This is a genomic window from Spongiibacter nanhainus, assembly GCF_016132545.1.
GTDB lineage: Bacteria > Pseudomonadota > Gammaproteobacteria > Pseudomonadales > Spongiibacteraceae > Spongiibacter > Spongiibacter nanhainus.
Window position 1 is genome coordinate 2,109,844 of record NZ_CP066167.1, and the last position, 18,223, is coordinate 2,128,066.

Here is an 18,223-nt window from a genome sequence, read left to right on the forward strand (position 1 = left end):
CGCGGGAGAACAGTATGCAAACTCTTATTCGTTTTGCGCTGGAGAACCGACTGTTAGTGGTCGTGATCTCTCTGGCGATGCTTATCGGCGGTTACTTCGCCTATCGCACCCTGCCGGTTGACGCCTACCCGGATATTTCACCGGCGTTGGTGCAGGTCTTTGTGGAAACCGAAGGCCTGGCGCCGGAGGAAGTCGAGAAATACGTCACCTACCCCATCGAAAGTGCCATGAATGGCCTACCGCAACTGGATCACGTGCGGTCGATCTCCAACTTCGGCTTGTCGGTGGTCAATATCTACTTCGAGGATGGCACCGATATTTACTTTGCCCGCCAGCTGGTGGGGGAACGACTACAGGTGGCCCGGGAGGCTATTCCCGACGGTTTCGGCGAACCGGTGATGGGCCCCATCACGACAGGACTCGGCCAGATTCTGTTCTACGTGCTGGAGGATACCAGCGGGCAATACAGCAACATCGAGCTGCGGGAAATTCAGGACTGGATCGTCAAGTTCAACCTACAGACGGTAAAAGGCGTTACGGAAGTCCTCTCCATCGGCGGTGAGGTCAAGCAGTTCCAGGTGCGTATCGACCCCGACGCACTGATCCGCTACGACGTATCGCTGCCCGACATCAAGGAGCGCATCGAGGCCAACAATGCCAACGCCGGGGCGCAGTTCATCGTCAAAAACGATGAGGAGTACATCGTCCGCTCCGTGGGTCTGGCCACGGATCTTGAAGCCCTGCGCAATATCGTGGTGAAAACCATCGACGGCACACCCGTTTACCTGCACCAGCTGGGCGAGCTGGACATCGGCGGCGAAATCCGCCGCGGCCTCACCACCAAGGACGGCGAAGGTGAAGTGGTGGTGGGCATGGTATTGAAGCTGATCGGCAGCAATACCTCCCAGGTGATCGGCGCCGTTAAGCAGGAGCTGGCCACCATCAATGCCAACCTGCCCGAAGGCGTCGAGGTGCAGCCCTATTACGACCAGGCGACATTGGTCAAGGCAGCGGTGAGCACGGTGATCAACGCCCTGTTGCAGGGGATTATTCTGGTGGCCCTGGTGCTGTTGGCCTTTATGGGCGGCCTGCGGCCCAGCCTGGTGGTGGCGCTGTCGATTCCGTTCTCCGTCGGCTTCACCTTCCTCGCCATGAAATTCTTCGATATCTCCGCCAACCTGATGTCGCTGGGTGGGATTGCCATCGCCATCGGCATGATGGTGGATGGCGCGGTGGTCGTGGTGGAGAATATCGACCGGATGTTGCGGGAATCCTCCCCGGATGAATCGCGCCTGCACCTGGTGGCGCGGGCCTGTCAGTCGGTGGCGCGCCCGATTCTGTTTGCCATCAGTATAATCATCATTGTGTTCCTGCCGCTGTTCACCTTGCAGGGCGTGGAAGGGGCCACCTTCCGGCCACTGGCGTATACGGTGGCGGTGGCCATGCTCGGCTCCCTGTTCTTTGCCCTGATCGTGGCGCCTGTGGCCTCCTCCCTGTTGATGAAGCGCCCCGAGACAGACCCCGACAAACCTCGCAAGGACATTGTCAGTTTGCTGCTAAAAGGTTACCAACCTCTGGTGGAGGCCATGGTGGCACGCCGCTGGATTGCCGTGACCCTGGCGGCAGTGGTCCTGCTCATCGGCGTTGCTGTCGCCCCGCGGCTGGGCTCGGAATTTGTGCCGCGTTTCAATGAAGGGGATCTGCTGATCCGCGCCACCATGGCGCCGTCCATCTCGCTGGAAAAAGCCGAGACGACGATTGGCGTATTCGAGCGGCAATTGATGGCAGCGTTTCCGGAGGTTACCCAGGTGGTGTCGCGCATTGGTCGGGGTGAAGTCGGCGCCCACGCTGATCCGGTGAATAACGCGGAGATATTCGTCGCGCTCAAGCCCCAAGAGGAATGGCAAAGCGCGGAAACACTGGATGGCCTTTATGCGGCCATGAGCGAGAAGTTCGCCGATTTCCCCGGCGCGCAATTCAACTTCACCCAGCCCATTGCCGCCGCTGTGGATGAACTGCTCACCGGCACCAAGGCCGAACTGGCCGCCAAGCTGTTTGGCGATGACCTGGATGTGCTGGTGGAGAAAGCACAGGCTATAGAAAAGGTGATGCGCACCGTGCAGGGCGCCCAGGACGTGCAGCGCGACCAAATCGGCGGTACGCCGCAGCTGCGCATTTCGTTGAACCGGGAGGCCATTGCCCGTTACGGCCTCAATGTCAGCGATGTGCAACGCACCCTGAGCGTGGCCGTGGGCGGCAGGGAGGCCGGACAGGTGTTCGAGGGCATCCGCCGCTTTGATATCTATGTGCGCCTTGAAGAGCCCGCGCGCAACCGGGCCGATGTCATCGGGCAGCTCATTATCAAGAACGCCGCCGGGCAGCGCATTCCCCTGGAGGAACTGGCAACCATTGAGGAAGTGGTGGGGCCGCGCCAGATCACCCGGGAAAACAATCAGCGCTTTATCACCATCCAGACCAACGTTCGCGACCGGGACATCGGTTCTTTCGTGGCCGAGGCCGATGCCGCTATCAAGCAGCAAGTGGATTTGCCGCCGGGCTATTTTCTCAAATGGGGTGGGCAGTTCGAACTCCAACAGCAGGCCAACAAACGCCTAATGATCGTGGTGCCCATTACCCTGGCGCTGGTGTTCCTGATGTTGTTCGTCAATTTCAGATCCCTGCGCAACGCCCTGTTGATCATGCTCAATATTCCGCTGGCGCTGGTCGGCGGTATCGTCGCCCTGTGGCTGAGTGGCCAGAGCCTCTCGGTGCCGGCTTCGGTAGGGTTTATCGCCCTGTTTGGTATCGCTCTGGAAAATGGTCTGGTGCTGGTGAGTTACCTGAACGAACTGGTCAAGGACGGCGTATCCATTGCCGAAGCCAGCGTGCGGGCGGCCTGCGCAAGGCTGCGGGCGGTGATCATGACCGCCGTCACCACTGCCCTGGGGCTGTTCCCGCTGCTGTTCGCCACCGGCACCGGCAGCGAAGTGCAGCGGCCACTGGCCACCGTCGTGGTCGGCGGCCTGGTGACCGCCACCATCCTCACCCTATTGGTTATACCCGCCCTGTATCACTGGTTTGCCGACAAGCCCGCTGATATGAGTGAATCCCATTAACCCGGAGTGACTGTCATGCAAGAGATCAAAGCCTATATCAAACACCGCAAACTGGAAGCCGTGACCCTGGCCCTGCACCGCGTGCAGGGCGTCACCGGCATGAGTGTCGCCCACGTTGTCGGCTTCGGCCGTAGCAAAGTCAATACCAGCGCTGCCAACCCGATTGAGGGCGCGGGGGATTTTGTCAAGCACGTGAAAGTGGAGATCGTCTGTCACGATCAGTACGTGGACGAGGTCGTCCGGGTACTGAAAAGCGAGGCGCATACCGGACTGCGCGGCGATGGTCGCATTTTTATCAGCGATGTCAATCGTGCAATCCGGATCGAAGATGGTGCCGAGGACAGTACGGTTGTCTGAGAAAAGAACCCGCCCTCTTCAGGCGGGCGGGTTCCATTTCAGCTGTCGCTTCCTCTGCGCCTGATGATTCATCTCCAACAGGAGCTGTGGCTCATGACCTTGTACAGTCAGTTCAAGCCGTTTTGGATGGCTTTACCGTGCAGGGTTATGACGACAGGATAAGATTATGAGTGATCCATCCAAGCAACGAATAGATGACTTGAAAGAAGCCTCACCCTTTCGAACACATCGCATCCACGCCATCAACAGTGACTGGTATTTTTTAACCCGTGAAGGTCAAAATATCGGGCCATTCCCGAACAAAAAAGCGGCCGAAGACAGCCTTGCGGAATTCCTGAAAACTGTCAAAAAGGATGAGTAGCCAATGGCCCAAAATCCACAAAGTCGCCAAGGCACAGGCGACCAAGTACAGAGTAAGCCGAATACAGCAGATGCTTTTTTATACATAGACACCAAACGAGGTTAGTCCAATGAGCCACGACCATGTGCATATGGCCCCCGAGATCAAGGATAAACGCGTTGCCATCGCCATCTGGGCGAACGGGATCCTGACCCTGGCTCAGATTGGGGGAGGTATCGTTGCCGGCAGTCTCGCCCTTATCGCGGACGCCTTGCATAACTTCTCTGACATGGCCTCACTCGTCATCGCGTTCGCGGCGCAAAAAATTGCGCGCCGCCCGGCTGACGCAAGGATGACCTTTGGCTACGGACGCATTGAAATCGTTGCAGCCCTCATCAACTACACTACCTTGATCATTATCGGGATCTACCTGGTTTACGAAGGTGGCATGCGGATCATTGATCCTCCAGAGGTAAAGGGCTGGTGGGTCGTCTGGCTTGGTGGCATCGCCCTGGCCGTGGACGCATTGACAGCGTTGCTCACCTATTCGATGCAAAAAGACAGCGTCAACATCCGCGCACTGTTTCTTCACAATCTGTCGGATGCACTCGCGTCGGTCGCCGTGGTCATTGGCGGGACCCTTATTTTACTCTACGACATGCGCTGGGTTGATCCTGCCATCACCATCGGCATCGCGGGCTACATTCTCTACCTGGGTCTGACAGAAATCGGCGGAACCATCAGAATCCTCATGCTGGGCAGCCCGGTGGACATCGATACCGATGCCGTCATTGTTGCCCTGTCCAACATCAAAGGCGTTATCGATCTTCATCACGTGCATTTTTGGCAGATGGGCGAACACGATGCCTCGCTGGAGGCTCATGTGATTATCGAGGAAAGTGCATGGGATCAGCTTGAGAATATCAAGTACAGGATAAAACAGGCTCTGGCGCAGGAATTCAATATCAGTCATTCGACACTGGAATTCGAACACCCGGACCACGTGCACAAGGATGCCCACACCTATGGGCATGGTTGAGAGAGTGTTCTCCGCAAGCGTCGGCGAGAGTGGAGACTATTTCAATAGGCCGCCCAGGCGCGGAATTCTGCCGACATGAATCCGAGCAGCGAGAAAGGACCAGAGACTAATAGCGCAGTTGCAGAATACGCCGGGCGCCATTCAACACAATCAGCCCGATGATCAGACCAATGACCAGGTCAGGATAACGGGAACCCGTCCAGGCGACCAATACACCGGCGAGGATAACCCCCGAATTGGCGATGACATCGTTAGCGGAAAAGATCCAACTTGCTTTCATGTGCGCGCCGCCATGCCGGTTTCTTGCGATAAGCACCAGACACCAGACGTTGGCCGCCAGGGCCACAAAACCAAAACCCATCATTAACGCGGATACGGGTTCGCTGCCGAAGACAAATCGCCGCCCGACTTCAGCCAGGACCCCCAGCGCCAGAATCAACTGAAGCCAGCCTGACAAATGCGCCGCGCGCAGCTTCATCCGCACACTGTGTCCAACGGCATATAGTGCCACGCCGTAGACGGCGGCATCAGCAAACATGTCCAAAGAATCCGCGATCAAGCCAGTGGATTGCGCCAGCCAGCCTACTGTCAGTTCAACCACGAACATAACGCCGTTGATGGCCAGCAACCACTTCAGTATACCGGCTTCGACCTGGGCGGTTGCCTCTTCCTTCTCCCTGGCCAGGACTAGATCCTCTTCCCCCACCGGGGTGGTTTTTTCGAGCGTGGCACCCAGCCCCAGGGAGCGCATCCTTTCCTCGATGGTAGCCCCATTGTCACCATGGAAAACACGCACTTTCCGATTCGGTGTATCGAACTCCAGTAAAACGCGGGGCTCAATACTGTCCAGGGCCATGCGAATCATCCCCTCTTCCGACGGGCAGTCCATTTTTGGTACCCGGTAGTCACTGACATAGCCATGTTGAAAAGCCGTATCAGTATTCGCTATCCCAGAGGCGGGGACATTGGCAACCTTCGCACTCTGGCAGCCGTCATTGCACGGGTCAGACATTGAAAAAGCCCTTGTGGATGTACGGACGGTCACTATAAACTCTATAGCAACTATAGAGTCAATCGGAATATTGAGAGATGATGAAAATCGGCGAACTGTCGAAAGTGACTGGCTGCTCCGTGCAAACCATCCGGCATTATGAAAAGGAACAATTGATTGCCTCCGCAGAACGCAGTGAAGGCAATTTTCGCCTGTACGATGAAGCTGCCGTTGAGCAATTATTGTTTATCAAGCACTGCCGCAGCCTGGATCTCAGTTTGCCGGAAATCCGGCAGCTGTTGGCTTTAAACCGTTCGCCAGGTGCGCAATGTGATGATGTGAATCGGATGATGGATAGGCATATCGAGCAGGTGGAGGCCCGTATCCAGGAACTCACCAGGCTGAACGAGCAACTGAGAATGTTGCGCCGCAGCTGTTCAAACCGTCGGACAGTGGAGCAGTGCGGCATATTGCGGAATTTGTCGGCTACTCCGGTTTCGAGCGGGTGACACCCGGTTCCAAAAACTCTCCTGAACGTTCTGCAACAGGGGCATTTTTCCGCTGCCTTCTAGCCAGCCCCAGAAAGACCAGGAAAACCACCAGTACCGACAATTGCGCCAGGATCCCCTGCCAGGTGGATTTGACGCCGACCCAATCGAATTCAAAACTGACAGGCAATGGGGTAATACCGATAAGATCCGCTTCCTGAAGTGCCGACATCGCCTTACCCATGAGGATAAACGCCAGGGCCAGCAACAGGTAGGTGGTGACGGAAAAGAATCTGGCAATGGGTAATTTCACCGAGTAACGCACCAACACCCAGGCCAATACGGCCAAGAAAGCAGTACCGGCTACAAAGCCGCTGAATACGGATGAATATTGAGCGGCTGCAGCCTGGGTCAGCAGCGCCTGATAAAACAAGACCGTTTCAAAGACTTCACGATAAACCGCAATAAATGCCAGCAGCGCAAGACCCCACAGGGTACCCGCAGTCAGGTGGGAGTTGATGTGCTGCTGGATATAGGCCTGCCACTGGGCAGCATGGGTTTTACTGTGCATCCAGATGCCGACATAGAGCAACACGACCGCCGCCAAAAGGGCCGCAACCCCTTCCATGACTTCGCGGCTGGCGCCGCTGATACTCACCAGGGACTGCGCGGCAGCCCAGGTCGCAACACCGGCCACCAATGCCGTTACCCAACCCAAATGCACATACCGAAGTCCGTCACGCCGACCGGTTCGCACCAGCACAGTCACCAGGGCAATCACCACGAGCAGGGCTTCGAGCCCCTCCCGCAACAGAATAACCAAGCTGGCACTGAACAGGGTCGCATTGGACAAGGTAGATTCCGAAAGCAATCGATCCGCATCATCCAACCTTGCCAGCGTCCGGCTCACAGCGCTTTCCACCTCACCCGGGGACTGTGCCTGCTTCAATAATTGCCTTATCGCCATCATATCGGCTTCGAGCGTCTGGCGAAGTGCTTTATCCTGCGCATCCAGGCTGTTTTCGACCAATTCAAAGAAGCACTGACCGCCAGTGCTTGTGCTGTCTGATAATCGCCGCGCTGGTGCGCCTCTTGTGCTAGCAGCAGTTGGTCGCGGGTGATTTTCAGAGGATTGGTCGTTTCCTGGAATAACAGTTCTGGCTTTGCGCGCAACCGTTCGATCCCCTTCTGCGTCATCTCCGGATGTTCTGCAGCGAGTTGCGCCGGCGTGTGGTTAACCATCTGTGACAAGGTGACGCTGGGTGCCTCGCCTGTAACTTCAGAGCCGGATTGGAATGCCAATCCGCCGACATGGAACGCCAGCGACCAGCGTTCCTCTTCCGTCAGTTGGGTAAATGCCGGCATTGCGGTATCGTCTATGCCATTGGAGATGGCGTCGTACAGGCCCAGAAGTGACCGGTTCAAGGCTCGCTCTTTGCTGGTGAAATCGGTTGGAGCGGGCTCCAGCTGTTCGGCCATCACACCATCGCCCCCACCGGCTGCGCCATGGCAAGAAGCGCACTGGCTCTCATACAACCCTTTGACGGTCGCTTTCGACAACAGATGATCCGGCAGGGACGACTGCGGCATCAGTGCCAACAACGTACCCCGCAGGCTGCCGCTCATTTGCCGAATTGTTTCAATAGCCTGTTTGTTCTGGATGGCTTCCTGTAAAGCCTTGGCCGGATCTGTCAGGTCGCCAGCGTCGGCTGATTTATCCTGAATCTCAGAAATATTCGTCACAATGAGCTGGGAGAACTCCAGCATTTCCTGATATTCACCGTCATTGACCACATGGCCATCTTTGACGGCTTCCACGTAATCCACAGCAATGTATTCGGCCAGCTGTGCCAATTGACGCATCTGAGCCCAGCCGTCATCACTCATCTCGGCCTGACTAGTCGCTGGAAGCAAACACGATAAGCCCAGCAGCAGTACTGAGACATTCAAAACAAATTGCTTCGGGCTTATAAAACGGTATATCCAGTGCGCCTGCATTAACGAGATCTCTACTTGGCTTGTTGCTAATGATAATTAATCTCAATTCTAATGCCTATGGTAGCTATAGAGTCAAGTGTGTGACTGGTTTGTTGGCATTCCTGACAACACGGCTCCTGTCGGCACACGGGATATCCTTCTGCCTCCATTGAGCTGCTCTCATAACCAGTCGTACCCGCAGTCCGGGGCCGTGCAGAATGGCATTACGGTGCGTATCTTCTGTCGGAGCAACCTCACGCATCGCACTCCTCTTGCGTTTGTACACTGGACTGGTTGAGATACACCAGCATGATCATCCTGATCTTCACGGCGACCCCGGACAATGCGATTCTCTAGGCGCCAACAGATTATCGATTTCTTACAAAGTGGATCCTAGCTCTTGGGCTCATTTCATGAAGAAGACCCGCTTCAGAGTGGCTTTTGGGTTGGTGCGGTATCCTTAAGCTGGCTTTAGCGGCTGTTCGATAAGCCCGAGGCGTTCGTAATAACGAATAGTTTCGACACTGACCCGAGCTGCTTGTGCCAGTTTACCGATGGTCAATTGACTCATCACTTTCTCCCGTAGCACTCACCTCTACATCAGCCATGCTGGGTAAGCTGATCGTGAAACGCGTAACGTCGCGCTCGGAGATCACCTTGATATTCCCCTCATGAGCTTCGACTATGGACTTGACGATAGCCAGTCCCAAACCTGTACCTTCGCTTTGGCGTTGTCGGGAGGGATCGATCCGGTAAAACCGGTCGAAAATTCTGGGCAAATGCTCGGCTGGAATTTTCGGCCCCGGATTCTGTACGCTGAGTAATGCTCCACCCTCGCCCGATAATGCCAGCCCGACCAGCACACGCCCCCCTTCGGATGTATGACGTAGGGCATTGGACAGCAGATTGGACAATGCACGACGCAGCATGGCGCGGTCACCCTGTATAATCGGAGTCTTGCCTTCCGATACCAATTCGATTTGCTTTTCCTCCGCCAGCGCCTCAAAAAAATCGAACAGCTCGCGCACTTCACGAGCCAGATCCAGCGGTTCCCAGACGGGCTTGAGCAGACCGTGTTCGCTTTGGGCTAGCCAGAGCATGTCATTGACCATCTTGGTCAAGCGCTCCTGTTCTTCCAGGTTTGAATATAACAGTTCGCGATATTCTTCCAGGCTTCTGGATTTAGCCAAACCCACCTGGGTCTGGGTAATCAGGTTGGTCAGCGGCGTGCGCAATTCATGGGCGATATCAGCGGAGAAATGAGAAAGTCGAGCAAAGCTGTCCTCCAATCGACTGATCATATGGTTAAACGAATCAACCAGCGTTTTCAGCTCCCCCGGCACGGTGTCGGGATCGAGACGCACATGCAGCCGATCCGCCTGGACATTACCCATAGACTCACTGAGAGCACGTATTGGGGCATGCCCCTGATGCACGCCATACCCGGCCGCCAGAAGAGTTATCGCCCCTGCCGCCACCATGATCACCCACAAACTGCGACGAAAATTTTCCAGAAAGTGGATATGGAAATCCATATCGATGGCAGCAATGATGCGATAGTCCTGACCACCGATGCGAGTATCGGTGGCAGTGCCACGGTAGGTTTTGCCATCAGATTGCCAGGTGTAAAGATTGTCTACCTGGATGCGGTCCACAGGGGGATAGGTGTTCGCTTGTGGCAAAGATCCGGTGTCCACGGAACTATAGACCAAGCGTCCCGCATCGTCCCAAACTTGAAAATAGACGCCGTGATGACCAGAAACAGCTCGCGCAAGGGCGTCCTCCGGAGCCAATGCCTGATCCTTCGCCATTTGCAGAGCCTTCTCAACAGCACGAGTGATCACCACCAATTCGTCGGCATCCTGTTCAGCAAAATGGCGCTCTACCTCGTTTTGCACCAAATGGCCGATCATCAGCAAGCTCAAACCGATAGCGACCGCGACAAACAGCATCACACGGCTGTTGAGTGACAGTGGTCGCCTCCGGGCGAGGCTAACTTTCCTCATGGTCGTCCTCAACCTCCAGCTTGTAACCCATGCCACGCACGGTGTGAATCAGCTTGGGCTCAAAATCGTCATCGATTTTTGCCCTTAGGCGCCGTATGGCCACGTCAATGACATTGGTGTCGGAATCGAAGTTCATGTCCCACACCTGGGAGGCGATAAGGGAGCGCGGCAATACTTCGCCCTGTCGCCGGACCAACAGCTCCAGCAAGCAAAACTCCTTGTGGCTGAGATTGATCTTACGCCCAGCGCGCGTGGCCCGGTGACGCGGTAAATCCAGGGTGAGGTCGGCAACTTTGATCTGATCGGTCATCACCGGCACCGTACTGCGACGCAACAGAGTGCGCACCCGAGCCAGCAGCTCGGCAAAGGCGAAGGGCTTGACCAGGTAATCGTCAGCACCCAGCTCCAAGCCCTTTACGCGGTCATCCACGCTGTCGCGGGCGGTTAGGAACAGCACTGGCGTCTGACGGCCAGCCTCGCGCAGTGACTGCACGATTCGCCAGCCGTCGACGTCCGGCAGCATGACGTCCAGCACCAGTAAATCAAAGGTTTCTGTCATCGCCAAATGATGGCCGTCGAGGCCATTGCGCGCCAACGTGACCAGAAAGCCAGCCTCGGTCAGCCCCTGCTGTACATAATCGCCGGTCTTGATTTCGTCTTCGACCACCAATAGCCGCATCGTTGCCCTGCTCCGTATGTTCAGAATGGCGTGTCAGAATGGGTTTGGAAACAGCCTAACCCGGGCTAACCCACAAGAAGATGACACCCAGATTACAACTTTGTCATTTTGAAGTCATGCGGGTGACAGGCTCGGCTGGCTAGTATGCGGAATCAGAACGTGGAACCACCATCACTTATTCGAAAAGAGATTGACTCATGACCCATGGTTTCCCCCGACCCAAGCAGCCCTGGCAGCTTAGTCGCCGCCGCTTCGTGCAGGGCCTTGCAGCCGGTGGCGTGCTGGCCGCCACACCGTCCTGGTTGCAGGCCGCCGCAAAAGGCGCGACCGCGCTGGGCTCGGCACCGGTACTCAGCGGCCGTGAAATCGACCTGGTAATCGCCGCAACACCTGTCAATTTTACCGGTGTCACACGTATGGCGACCACCATCAACGGTTCCATTCCGGCACCGACGCTACGGCTGCGCGAGGGCGATGACGTCACCATCCGCGTCACCAACCGATTACCTGTTTCTACCTCTATTCACTGGCACGGCATCTTGCTGCCCTATCAAATGGATGGTGTGCCGGGGATCAGCTACCCAGGCATCGCACCGGGAGAAACCTTTGTTTACCGCTTTACCCTCCGCCAGAGCGGCACCTATTGGTACCACAGTCACTCCGGCTTTCAGGAGATGACCGGGATGTATGGCGCCCTGATTATTGAGCCGCGGGCAGGCGAAAGACACCGTGCCGACCAGGATTATGTGGTGCAGCTGTCCGACTGGACCGACGAAGATCCAATGCATACCTTCAGCAAGCTGAAAGTACAAAGCGATGTCTACAACTTCAATCAGCCCACCTTTTTCGATTTCACAGCCGATGTTTCAAAGATGGGCTTACAGGCAGCCCTGGAAAAGCGCCAGATGTGGAACCAGATGCGGATGAACCCGACCGATCTGGCGGACCTGTCGGCGGCCACCCTCACCTTCCTAATGAATGGCACCACCCCGGCGGGCAATTGGAGCGGGTTGTTCCAGCGCGGTGATCGCGTACGGCTTCGTTTTATTAATGCCGCCAGCAACAGCTTTTACGATATCCGCATTCCGGGTTTGAAGCTAACGGTGATCCAAGCGGATGGTCAGGATGTTGAACCTGTCACTGTGGATGAATTCCGTTTCGGCCCCGGAGAAACCTACGATGTCATGGTCGAACCGCGGGACGATGCTTACACCATCTTTGCCCAGAGCATGGAACGCAGCGGCTATGCCCGCGGCACCCTGACCGTGCGGCAAGGCTTAACCGCTCCAGTACCAGATCCTGACCCGGTTGAGTGGTTGACCATGGCTGACATGATGGGGGCTATGAGTCATGGCACTGGTCACGAAGGCATGAATCATAGCGGTATGGATCAGGGGTCCATGAGTATGGGTGCCATGGATCACAGCACCATGGATCATTCCCAGATGCACGGCGGCATGGCCATGGATCACAGTATGCACGGCGTGCAGCGGGCTTCTGATAACCCTCTTGCCAAACCCTCATCCACCATACGCCACGCCCGAACCGAATACGGCGCTTCGGTGGATATGCGAGTGGACATGCCACGCACCAATCTCGACGATCCGGGTATTGGCTTGCGCAACTTAAGCCAGCGTGGGTTGCGCCCACAGGGCCACCGAGTGCTGACGCTGGCCGACCTAAAATCCATCGATGGTGTGCTGGATGACCGCCGCCCGCCCGCGAGGGAGCTGGAACTACATCTTACCGGCAATATGGAACGCTATAGCTGGTCTTTCGACGGACTCGAATTCGGTAAAAGCACACCGGTCTCCCTGCGCCACAATGAACGCGTTAGAATTATTCTGCAAAACGACACCATGATGACCCACCCAATGCATTTACACGGCATGTGGAGCGAACTGGAAACCGATCAGGGTGAATTGCGGGCCCGCCGCCATACCATTCCCGTGCAACCAGCGCAGCGTATCAGTTACCTGACCACACCCCATGACTTGGGCCGCTGGGCCTGGCATTGCCATCTGCTGTTTCATATGGACGCGGGCATGTTCCGCGAAGTGGTAGTGTCATGAGGCTTAATACGGTGAAATATCTCACAACACTGGTTGTTATTGTCGGTGCCCTTCAAGTAAATACGGCCCTGGCGCAAATGGATCACGACGAGATGCAAATGCAGGGCGGCAGCGCTCCGGCCGATGCCCGCGATCCCCACGCTTATTCCGACGGTTACACCTTGACCGAAGGCCCCTATGCACAGCCGGGGCCGCGGCAACTGAAACTGGCGGACGAACACGCCTTCTGGTCCGTTCTGGGCGATCGCCTGGAGTATCACGAAGACAGCGAGAGCACGGTTTACGATATACAGGCCTGGTATGGCACCACCTACAACCGCTTTGTCATCAAAGCGGAAGGTGATATCGCAGACGGCACACTAGAAGAAAGTTCAACCGAGCTGTTGTGGGGCCATGCGCTCAACGCCTATTTCGACACCCAATTCGGCGTCCGACTCGACCAATATGACGAAGGCAAGAACCGTCAGTGGCTGGCAATTGGTATGCAAGGCCTGGCGCCCTACTGGTTTGAGCTGGATGTTACTGCGTATGTTGGCGACGACGGTCGGACCGCACTCTCTGCCGAGGCCGAGTACGAGTTGCTGCTGACACAGCGGCTCATTTTACAGCCCCGTGCGGAACTGAATCTGTATGGCAAGGATGACCCTGATAATAGTTTGGGGGCGGGCCTCTCGGATCTCGCGCTGGGCTTGCGCCTGCGTTACGAATTCAGCCGTCAATTTTCTCCCTACATCGGTGTGGAATGGACAGACACCTATGGCGACACAGCTGATTACCGCCGTGCGGCAGGCGAAGATACGTCAGGCACCCAATTCGTCGCAGGACTGCGATTCTGGTTTTAACAATAACCAAGTTGATACGGAAACTTTTCAAACACCTATGAGGAACACCTTATTACTATGAAAACACTAGCCACTGTCATCGTGCTCTCCACACTGGGCATCGCTTTATCTGCACAGGCCCATGATCCTAAAGAGCATATGAAAGACGCTGAAAAGCCGGATTGTGCAGCCATGACAAATATGGATCACAGCAAGATGGATATGAATGATCCCGTGATGCAAGCCATGATGAAACAATGCATGAATGACATGCATCATAACGACTCTAAAAAGGATCAAGCGCAGGCTGATCATCAGGACAACGAAAAAAGCTCAGGCGAGCAACATTCAGAACACCAACACTGATCAACCCAAGGAGTTTTCATGTCGGCGCTCACCACCTTTATCAAAAGTCTGGTCATTACCGCTGTCATCGCGCTGGTGGGTGGTGGGCTGTTTCTCTATTCAGGTCTCTACCCCATGGGAGCCGATGTACCACACAATCGGCCGACCTACTGGCTACTGGAAACCTTGCGTGAACGTTCAGTTGCACGTGCTGCCAGTGACATAAAGGTTCCTGGCGACCTAAACGCACCGGAGCGGTTACTGGCGGGTGGCGCCGACTACAATGATATGTGTGCAGGGTGCCATTTGAAGCCGGGTAAAACCGAAAGTGATTTCACCCTGGGGTTATATCCCACACCACCCAACCTAACTCTAGCGGGTGATGAACATGGACACGATCATACCGGTAACACCGAAAATGACGACGAGGCCAGTAAACGACAATTCTGGATTGTTAAACATGGCATCAAGGCCTCGGGCATGCCCGCCTGGGGACCGGGGCATGACGATGAACGTATCTGGAACATGGTGGCGTTCCTGAAGCAGTTGCCGGAACTGTCTCCCGACCAATACCAGATACTCACCGCACGTGGGCAAGACTCGGAAGGGCATGGTCACTGATATGGCACCTCATAATCCTTCGGCTTACTGCAAGCGGTTGTAAATAGCCGCCAGCAACCACCCGGCGATACCCGCTGACACTGACCAAGCCACCAGTCCCACAACAACGCCAGTGAATGTCAAATGCCAACCCATCTCATTCAGTTGCATATGCACCATTTCCCCAGACATGGATAACATCATGGCGGGCATTAACATCACCAACAGGCTGCAAGCCAGCCACAGTATCGCCGCGGTAATCGCGCTGGCTATCCCGAATTTGAACGCATTAAGTGTCATGACTATTCCTCCGTTTATGGTGGTGTATCTGCAATAAATTAGTGTCTCTACATATCCCCGAACCGGTTGGCAGACTGCACCATACGCATCATTTCGTGTTCCTCCAGCGACCGGAGTGATTCTATCAACTCCTTGGCAGAGGGGATATCCGCCCTTGAGGCGAGATAGCGATACAGCTCAATCACCTGCTGATGCTGATCGACAATCACCTCCATGATTTGCGCGGCATCAAGCTCGGCAAAAGGCGCGTCGCAATGTGCATGTCGGACGATAGGATGCTTTGCCACATATTCCATACACCAGGTGTTCAGCGCATGTTCATCGCCCGAGGTTTCGAAGCCATTGACAACTTTTGTGAGACTTTTTTCGTGATCGGACAGGTAAGCAAGAATCATCCGGGCCCGTTCATCCGTATTCTTGTCTGCGCAATGGGATAAGCACTGACTGAGATGTTGGTGAAATTCCCGGGTCCAGTGCAGCACATCTTTTAAGGTTTCAATTTGCATAATTTTTTCTCAGTTGTGGATTGACTCATCGATTAGAGTCTCAAAAAGTCACGATAGCTGCGCATACACACCACCAGTTCCTGGTGGGTGTCGATGCCCATATAGATCGCTTTAAGTGTGCTAACTTGATCCATTACCATTCTCCAAACAACAAAAGTTAACCACTAGAGTCCCGTTCTGTGCCTGGCAGGCTTCCTCCACATGATTTTTAATGATGATGTTCATGCGCCTGACTTTGGGACACAGCTTGCTTTCGTTTTTCAGATCCAAGGAATAGTTGCTCTCCGATCGCGATTAGCATCATTGTGACAACGGCCACACCCAACACAAATGGATCTGAATTCAACTTCACCCAAACGAACCCGCTTAGTGCAAGCGAATCTAATATAATCGCGGTAACGGGGACCCAGCTTTTGGCTTTAACATCGTCCAACAAGTAGCGCAGAACACCCCAGTGAATGGCGATATCCATCACCAGATAGAATATGATGCCAAGTGCTGCTATACGGGAAAGATCAAAGAACGCGGTGAGCACAAGTCCAAGAACCACGGTGTACACCAATGTATGTTTCTGAATGCTACCCGGCATACCGAAATGGCTATGGGGCACCAACTTCATTTCCGTTAGCATCGCCAGCATTCTGGAGACCGCAAAAATACTGGCAAGAATCCCTCCCGCCGTCGCCAGCATGGCAATCGCAACGGTGAACCACACGCCGTACTCACCGAGTGCAGGTCGAGCGGCCGCAGCCAGGGAATAATCTCGAGTTTGAATAATCTCCCTGAGTGAGAGGTTACTGGCCACCGCAAAACCAACCAATGTATAGATAACGACACAGGCAGCAATCGAAATAACAATGGCGCGACCAACATTGCGGTGTGGATCGATCACCTCGGAACCACTATTGGTAATAGTGGTAAAGCCTTTGAATGCCAGAATCCCCAGCGCTGTGGCGCCGAGGAAATTACTGGCTGAACCGGTCTCGCTTACATGGTCAAAGTCCACTGCCAGGCTATCAGCTAACCAGATGCCGACGAGACCAAAGATTAGAATTCCACCAATTTTCAGTAGGCCGATAAACCCTGCAACCCCTTGAATCAACCGATTACCCAACAGGTTCACAATGAACGCCGCCAGAATTAGGGAGACGCCGAGTATAGGAGTCATTTGCCCTGAAGGGTCACCGCCAAATAATTGCATGGTGTAAGAACCGAACGTACGCGCTAGAAAACTCTGCGCGATGACCATCGAAAAATACATAAGTAGTGCATTAAACGCAGTGGGCAACCGGTCGCCATAGGCCTTATGCAGATACATGCCGATCCCCCCTGCTGATGGGTAGGCATTGGATATTTTGATGTATGAGTAAGCACTGAAACCAACGATGATCGCGGCCGCGAGGAATGCCAATGGGAATAATGCACCAGTCATCTCTGCCATTTGCCCGGTTAGCGCAAATATTCCTGCGCCGATCATCACCCCAGTCCCGAGCATCACCGTACCTGACAGAGAGAGGCTACCCTCGTCATAATGTGTCGAACGATCGTCTTTTTCCTCCATTCATGCCCCCTTAATATAATGGTCAGCCCTCTTCCTGGGCATTCGTTGCAAGGTATACAGGATGCTTAAAACTGCATTTCTCAACAGACTGCTAGTCATATCGACAGGTTCCAACGTCAATTGGCCCCTCACCAGATTAATTTCCGAGACACCTAATCGATGTTCTTTGTTGCTCATTTTCTCTTTCATCTAATGAGGCGGCATCTTGTTGCAGCAGTGCGCCTCATGTTTAGCGTTATCCCCGATATTCTCATCGGTCTGCCGTTGCCAACTCAGCCTGGTTCGGGACCACCAGCTGTCTTTTATTGCCGCACCATGCTTTTCGACAATGGCGATCATTTCATCGATATTGTGATGAGAAGCGTCGTAGGCGATTTTTAAGGTTTTTCTACGTGCATCGAACTGAACGCTGTCAACACAGGGAAGTTCATCAATTTCCTCAACAATCGCTTTGGTATTGTTTTCATTGATCCCGCACAGGCTCAAGGTATGCTTGGTTAAAAAACCTGGATTGATACCCGATCGATGCTCACTCATAGTGTTTTTCCTCCAATCGACAGGTTGAGTAAGCAACCCATCTATTTTTTGTGTTTGTGGACAGGTGTTTTTTGGGATTCAGACTCATGATCCATCATTTTCCCCATCATCATCTGCATCATGCCCATTCGTTCTTCCATCATGTCCATGCGCTTTATCATATCCATGTCGTCCATTTTTGATGACTCACCTACTGTCATTTCCATTCCCATGCCATCACCCATTAATCGCATACCCTTCTGCATGACTCGCATATGTTCCTGCATCAGTTGCTGGCGTTTTTCCGGATCGGTTTCGGCTTTGATTTTTCCCATCATGTCGTGCATCTTTTGCATGTGCTCATGCATAGCCATCATTTGCTCATGGCCCATCATCATTCCGCCCATCGGCTGATCTTTACTGTCGCCATGTTCGTGCCCTTTTTCCGCAAAGACGGGCGAAGAAATCGCGGCGGCTATTACCAAAGTGGAGATTAGTTTTTTCATCGG

20 protein-coding genes are annotated in these 18,223 nt (G+C 54.5%); 9 read left to right on the forward strand and 11 right to left on the reverse strand.

Annotation, left to right across the window (positions count from 1 at the left end; genetic code table 11):
- The first annotated feature begins 14 nt into the window (after positions 1 to 14).
- The 4 genes from I6N98_RS09660 to I6N98_RS09675 all read left to right on the forward strand — a co-directional run bounded on the left by I6N98_RS09660 (position 15) and on the right by I6N98_RS09675 (position 4,852).
- Positions 15 to 3,116, forward strand: coding sequence for an efflux RND transporter permease subunit (locus I6N98_RS09660; RefSeq protein ID WP_198568188.1), 3,102 nt, complete (start codon positions 15 to 17; stop codon positions 3,114 to 3,116).
- A 15-nt stretch (positions 3,117 to 3,131) separates the two neighbouring features.
- On the forward strand, positions 3,132 to 3,473 hold the full coding sequence (locus tag I6N98_RS09665) for a P-II family nitrogen regulator (protein WP_198568189.1): 342 nt from the start codon (positions 3,132 to 3,134) through the stop codon (positions 3,471 to 3,473).
- A 166-nt stretch (positions 3,474 to 3,639) separates the two neighbouring features.
- Positions 3,640 to 3,834: a DUF6316 family protein gene (locus I6N98_RS09670; RefSeq protein WP_198568190.1), complete on the forward strand. Its 195-nt coding sequence runs from the start codon at positions 3,640 to 3,642 to the stop codon at positions 3,832 to 3,834.
- A 109-nt stretch (positions 3,835 to 3,943) separates the two neighbouring features.
- Positions 3,944 to 4,852, forward strand: coding sequence for a cation diffusion facilitator family transporter (locus I6N98_RS09675; protein WP_198568191.1), 909 nt, complete (start codon positions 3,944 to 3,946; stop codon positions 4,850 to 4,852).
- Positions 4,853 to 4,958: 106 nt separating this feature from the next.
- Here I6N98_RS09675 and I6N98_RS09680 read toward each other — a convergent pair whose 3' ends face one another.
- Positions 4,959 to 5,864, reverse strand: coding sequence for a cation efflux transmembrane domain-containing protein (locus tag I6N98_RS09680; protein WP_198568192.1), 906 nt, complete (start codon positions 5,862 to 5,864; stop codon positions 4,959 to 4,961).
- Positions 5,865 to 5,944: 80 nt separating this feature from the next.
- Between I6N98_RS09680 and cadR the strand changes: the two genes are divergently transcribed.
- Positions 5,945 to 6,352 (forward strand): Cd(II)/Pb(II)-responsive transcriptional regulator, encoded by a 408-nt coding sequence (gene cadR, locus I6N98_RS09685; protein WP_198571608.1) that lies wholly within the window; start codon positions 5,945 to 5,947, stop codon positions 6,350 to 6,352.
- Here the strand turns inward: cadR and I6N98_RS18610 are convergent.
- The 5 genes from I6N98_RS18610 to I6N98_RS09705 form a co-directional block, all read right to left on the reverse strand.
- The gene (locus I6N98_RS18610; protein ID WP_232787298.1) at positions 6,330 to 7,361 is read right to left on the reverse strand and encodes an FTR1 family iron permease; all 1,032 of its coding nucleotides are present in this window, start codon (positions 7,359 to 7,361) and stop codon (positions 6,330 to 6,332) included. The two genes, cadR and I6N98_RS18610, sit on opposite strands and share 23 nt — an antisense overlap.
- Positions 7,298 to 8,329: a c-type cytochrome gene (locus tag I6N98_RS18615; RefSeq protein WP_232787299.1), complete on the reverse strand. Its 1,032-nt coding sequence runs from the start codon at positions 8,327 to 8,329 to the stop codon at positions 7,298 to 7,300. The genes I6N98_RS18610 and I6N98_RS18615 overlap by 64 nt, the downstream gene beginning before the upstream one ends.
- Before the next feature lie 439 nt (positions 8,330 to 8,768).
- Complete coding sequence (locus I6N98_RS18865) at positions 8,769 to 8,879, reverse strand: MerR family DNA-binding transcriptional regulator (protein WP_231580283.1); 111 nt, start codon at positions 8,877 to 8,879, stop codon at positions 8,769 to 8,771.
- Positions 8,857 to 10,314 carry a Cu(+)/Ag(+) sensor histidine kinase gene (locus I6N98_RS09700; protein ID WP_198568193.1) on the reverse strand — a complete coding sequence of 486 codons (1,458 nt, stop codon included), beginning with the start codon at positions 10,312 to 10,314 and terminating at the stop codon, positions 8,857 to 8,859. The genes I6N98_RS18865 and I6N98_RS09700 overlap by 23 nt, the downstream gene beginning before the upstream one ends.
- The gene (locus I6N98_RS09705) at positions 10,301 to 10,993 is read right to left on the reverse strand and encodes a heavy metal response regulator transcription factor (RefSeq protein ID WP_008295999.1); all 693 of its coding nucleotides are present in this window, start codon (positions 10,991 to 10,993) and stop codon (positions 10,301 to 10,303) included. Before I6N98_RS09705 ends, I6N98_RS09700 begins: the two co-directional genes overlap by 14 nt.
- Before the next feature lie 197 nt (positions 10,994 to 11,190).
- Here I6N98_RS09705 and I6N98_RS09710 point away from each other — a divergent pair, with 197 nt between their 5' ends.
- Genes I6N98_RS09710 through I6N98_RS09725 form a run of 4 tightly spaced genes read left to right on the forward strand, consistent with a single transcriptional unit; the run spans position 11,191 to position 14,852 of the window.
- Positions 11,191 to 13,065, forward strand: coding sequence for a copper resistance system multicopper oxidase (locus I6N98_RS09710; RefSeq protein WP_123182357.1), 1,875 nt, complete (start codon positions 11,191 to 11,193; stop codon positions 13,063 to 13,065).
- Positions 13,062 to 13,907 (forward strand): copper resistance protein B, encoded by an 846-nt coding sequence (locus tag I6N98_RS09715; RefSeq protein WP_232787301.1) that lies wholly within the window; start codon positions 13,062 to 13,064, stop codon positions 13,905 to 13,907. Before I6N98_RS09710 ends, I6N98_RS09715 begins: the two co-directional genes overlap by 4 nt.
- Before the next feature lie 57 nt (positions 13,908 to 13,964).
- On the forward strand, positions 13,965 to 14,252 hold the full coding sequence (locus I6N98_RS09720) for a hypothetical protein (RefSeq protein ID WP_165831428.1): 288 nt from the start codon (positions 13,965 to 13,967) through the stop codon (positions 14,250 to 14,252).
- Positions 14,253 to 14,270: 18 nt separating this feature from the next.
- Complete coding sequence (locus I6N98_RS09725; RefSeq protein WP_109720527.1) at positions 14,271 to 14,852, forward strand: c-type cytochrome; 582 nt, start codon at positions 14,271 to 14,273, stop codon at positions 14,850 to 14,852.
- Between the two features lie 24 nt (positions 14,853 to 14,876).
- Here I6N98_RS09725 and I6N98_RS09730 read toward each other — a convergent pair whose 3' ends face one another.
- The 5 genes from I6N98_RS09730 to I6N98_RS09750 form a co-directional block, all read right to left on the reverse strand.
- Positions 14,877 to 15,131, reverse strand: a complete 255-nt coding sequence (locus tag I6N98_RS09730; protein ID WP_022960193.1) for a DUF5676 family membrane protein — start codon at positions 15,129 to 15,131, stop codon at positions 14,877 to 14,879.
- A 47-nt stretch (positions 15,132 to 15,178) separates the two neighbouring features.
- On the reverse strand, positions 15,179 to 15,637 hold the full coding sequence (locus I6N98_RS09735; protein ID WP_008296005.1) for a hypothetical protein: 459 nt from the start codon (positions 15,635 to 15,637) through the stop codon (positions 15,179 to 15,181).
- A gap of 208 nt (positions 15,638 to 15,845) precedes the next feature.
- On the reverse strand, positions 15,846 to 17,198 hold the full coding sequence (locus I6N98_RS09740) for an APC family permease (protein WP_008284552.1): 1,353 nt from the start codon (positions 17,196 to 17,198) through the stop codon (positions 15,846 to 15,848).
- Between the two features lie 189 nt (positions 17,199 to 17,387).
- Positions 17,388 to 17,735: a hypothetical protein gene (locus I6N98_RS09745; protein ID WP_198568194.1), complete on the reverse strand. Its 348-nt coding sequence runs from the start codon at positions 17,733 to 17,735 to the stop codon at positions 17,388 to 17,390.
- Between the two features lie 41 nt (positions 17,736 to 17,776).
- Entirely contained in the window at positions 17,777 to 18,220 is a 444-nt protein-coding gene (locus I6N98_RS09750) for a hypothetical protein (RefSeq protein ID WP_198568195.1), read from the reverse strand.
- Positions 18,221 to 18,223: the final 3 nt, after the last annotated feature.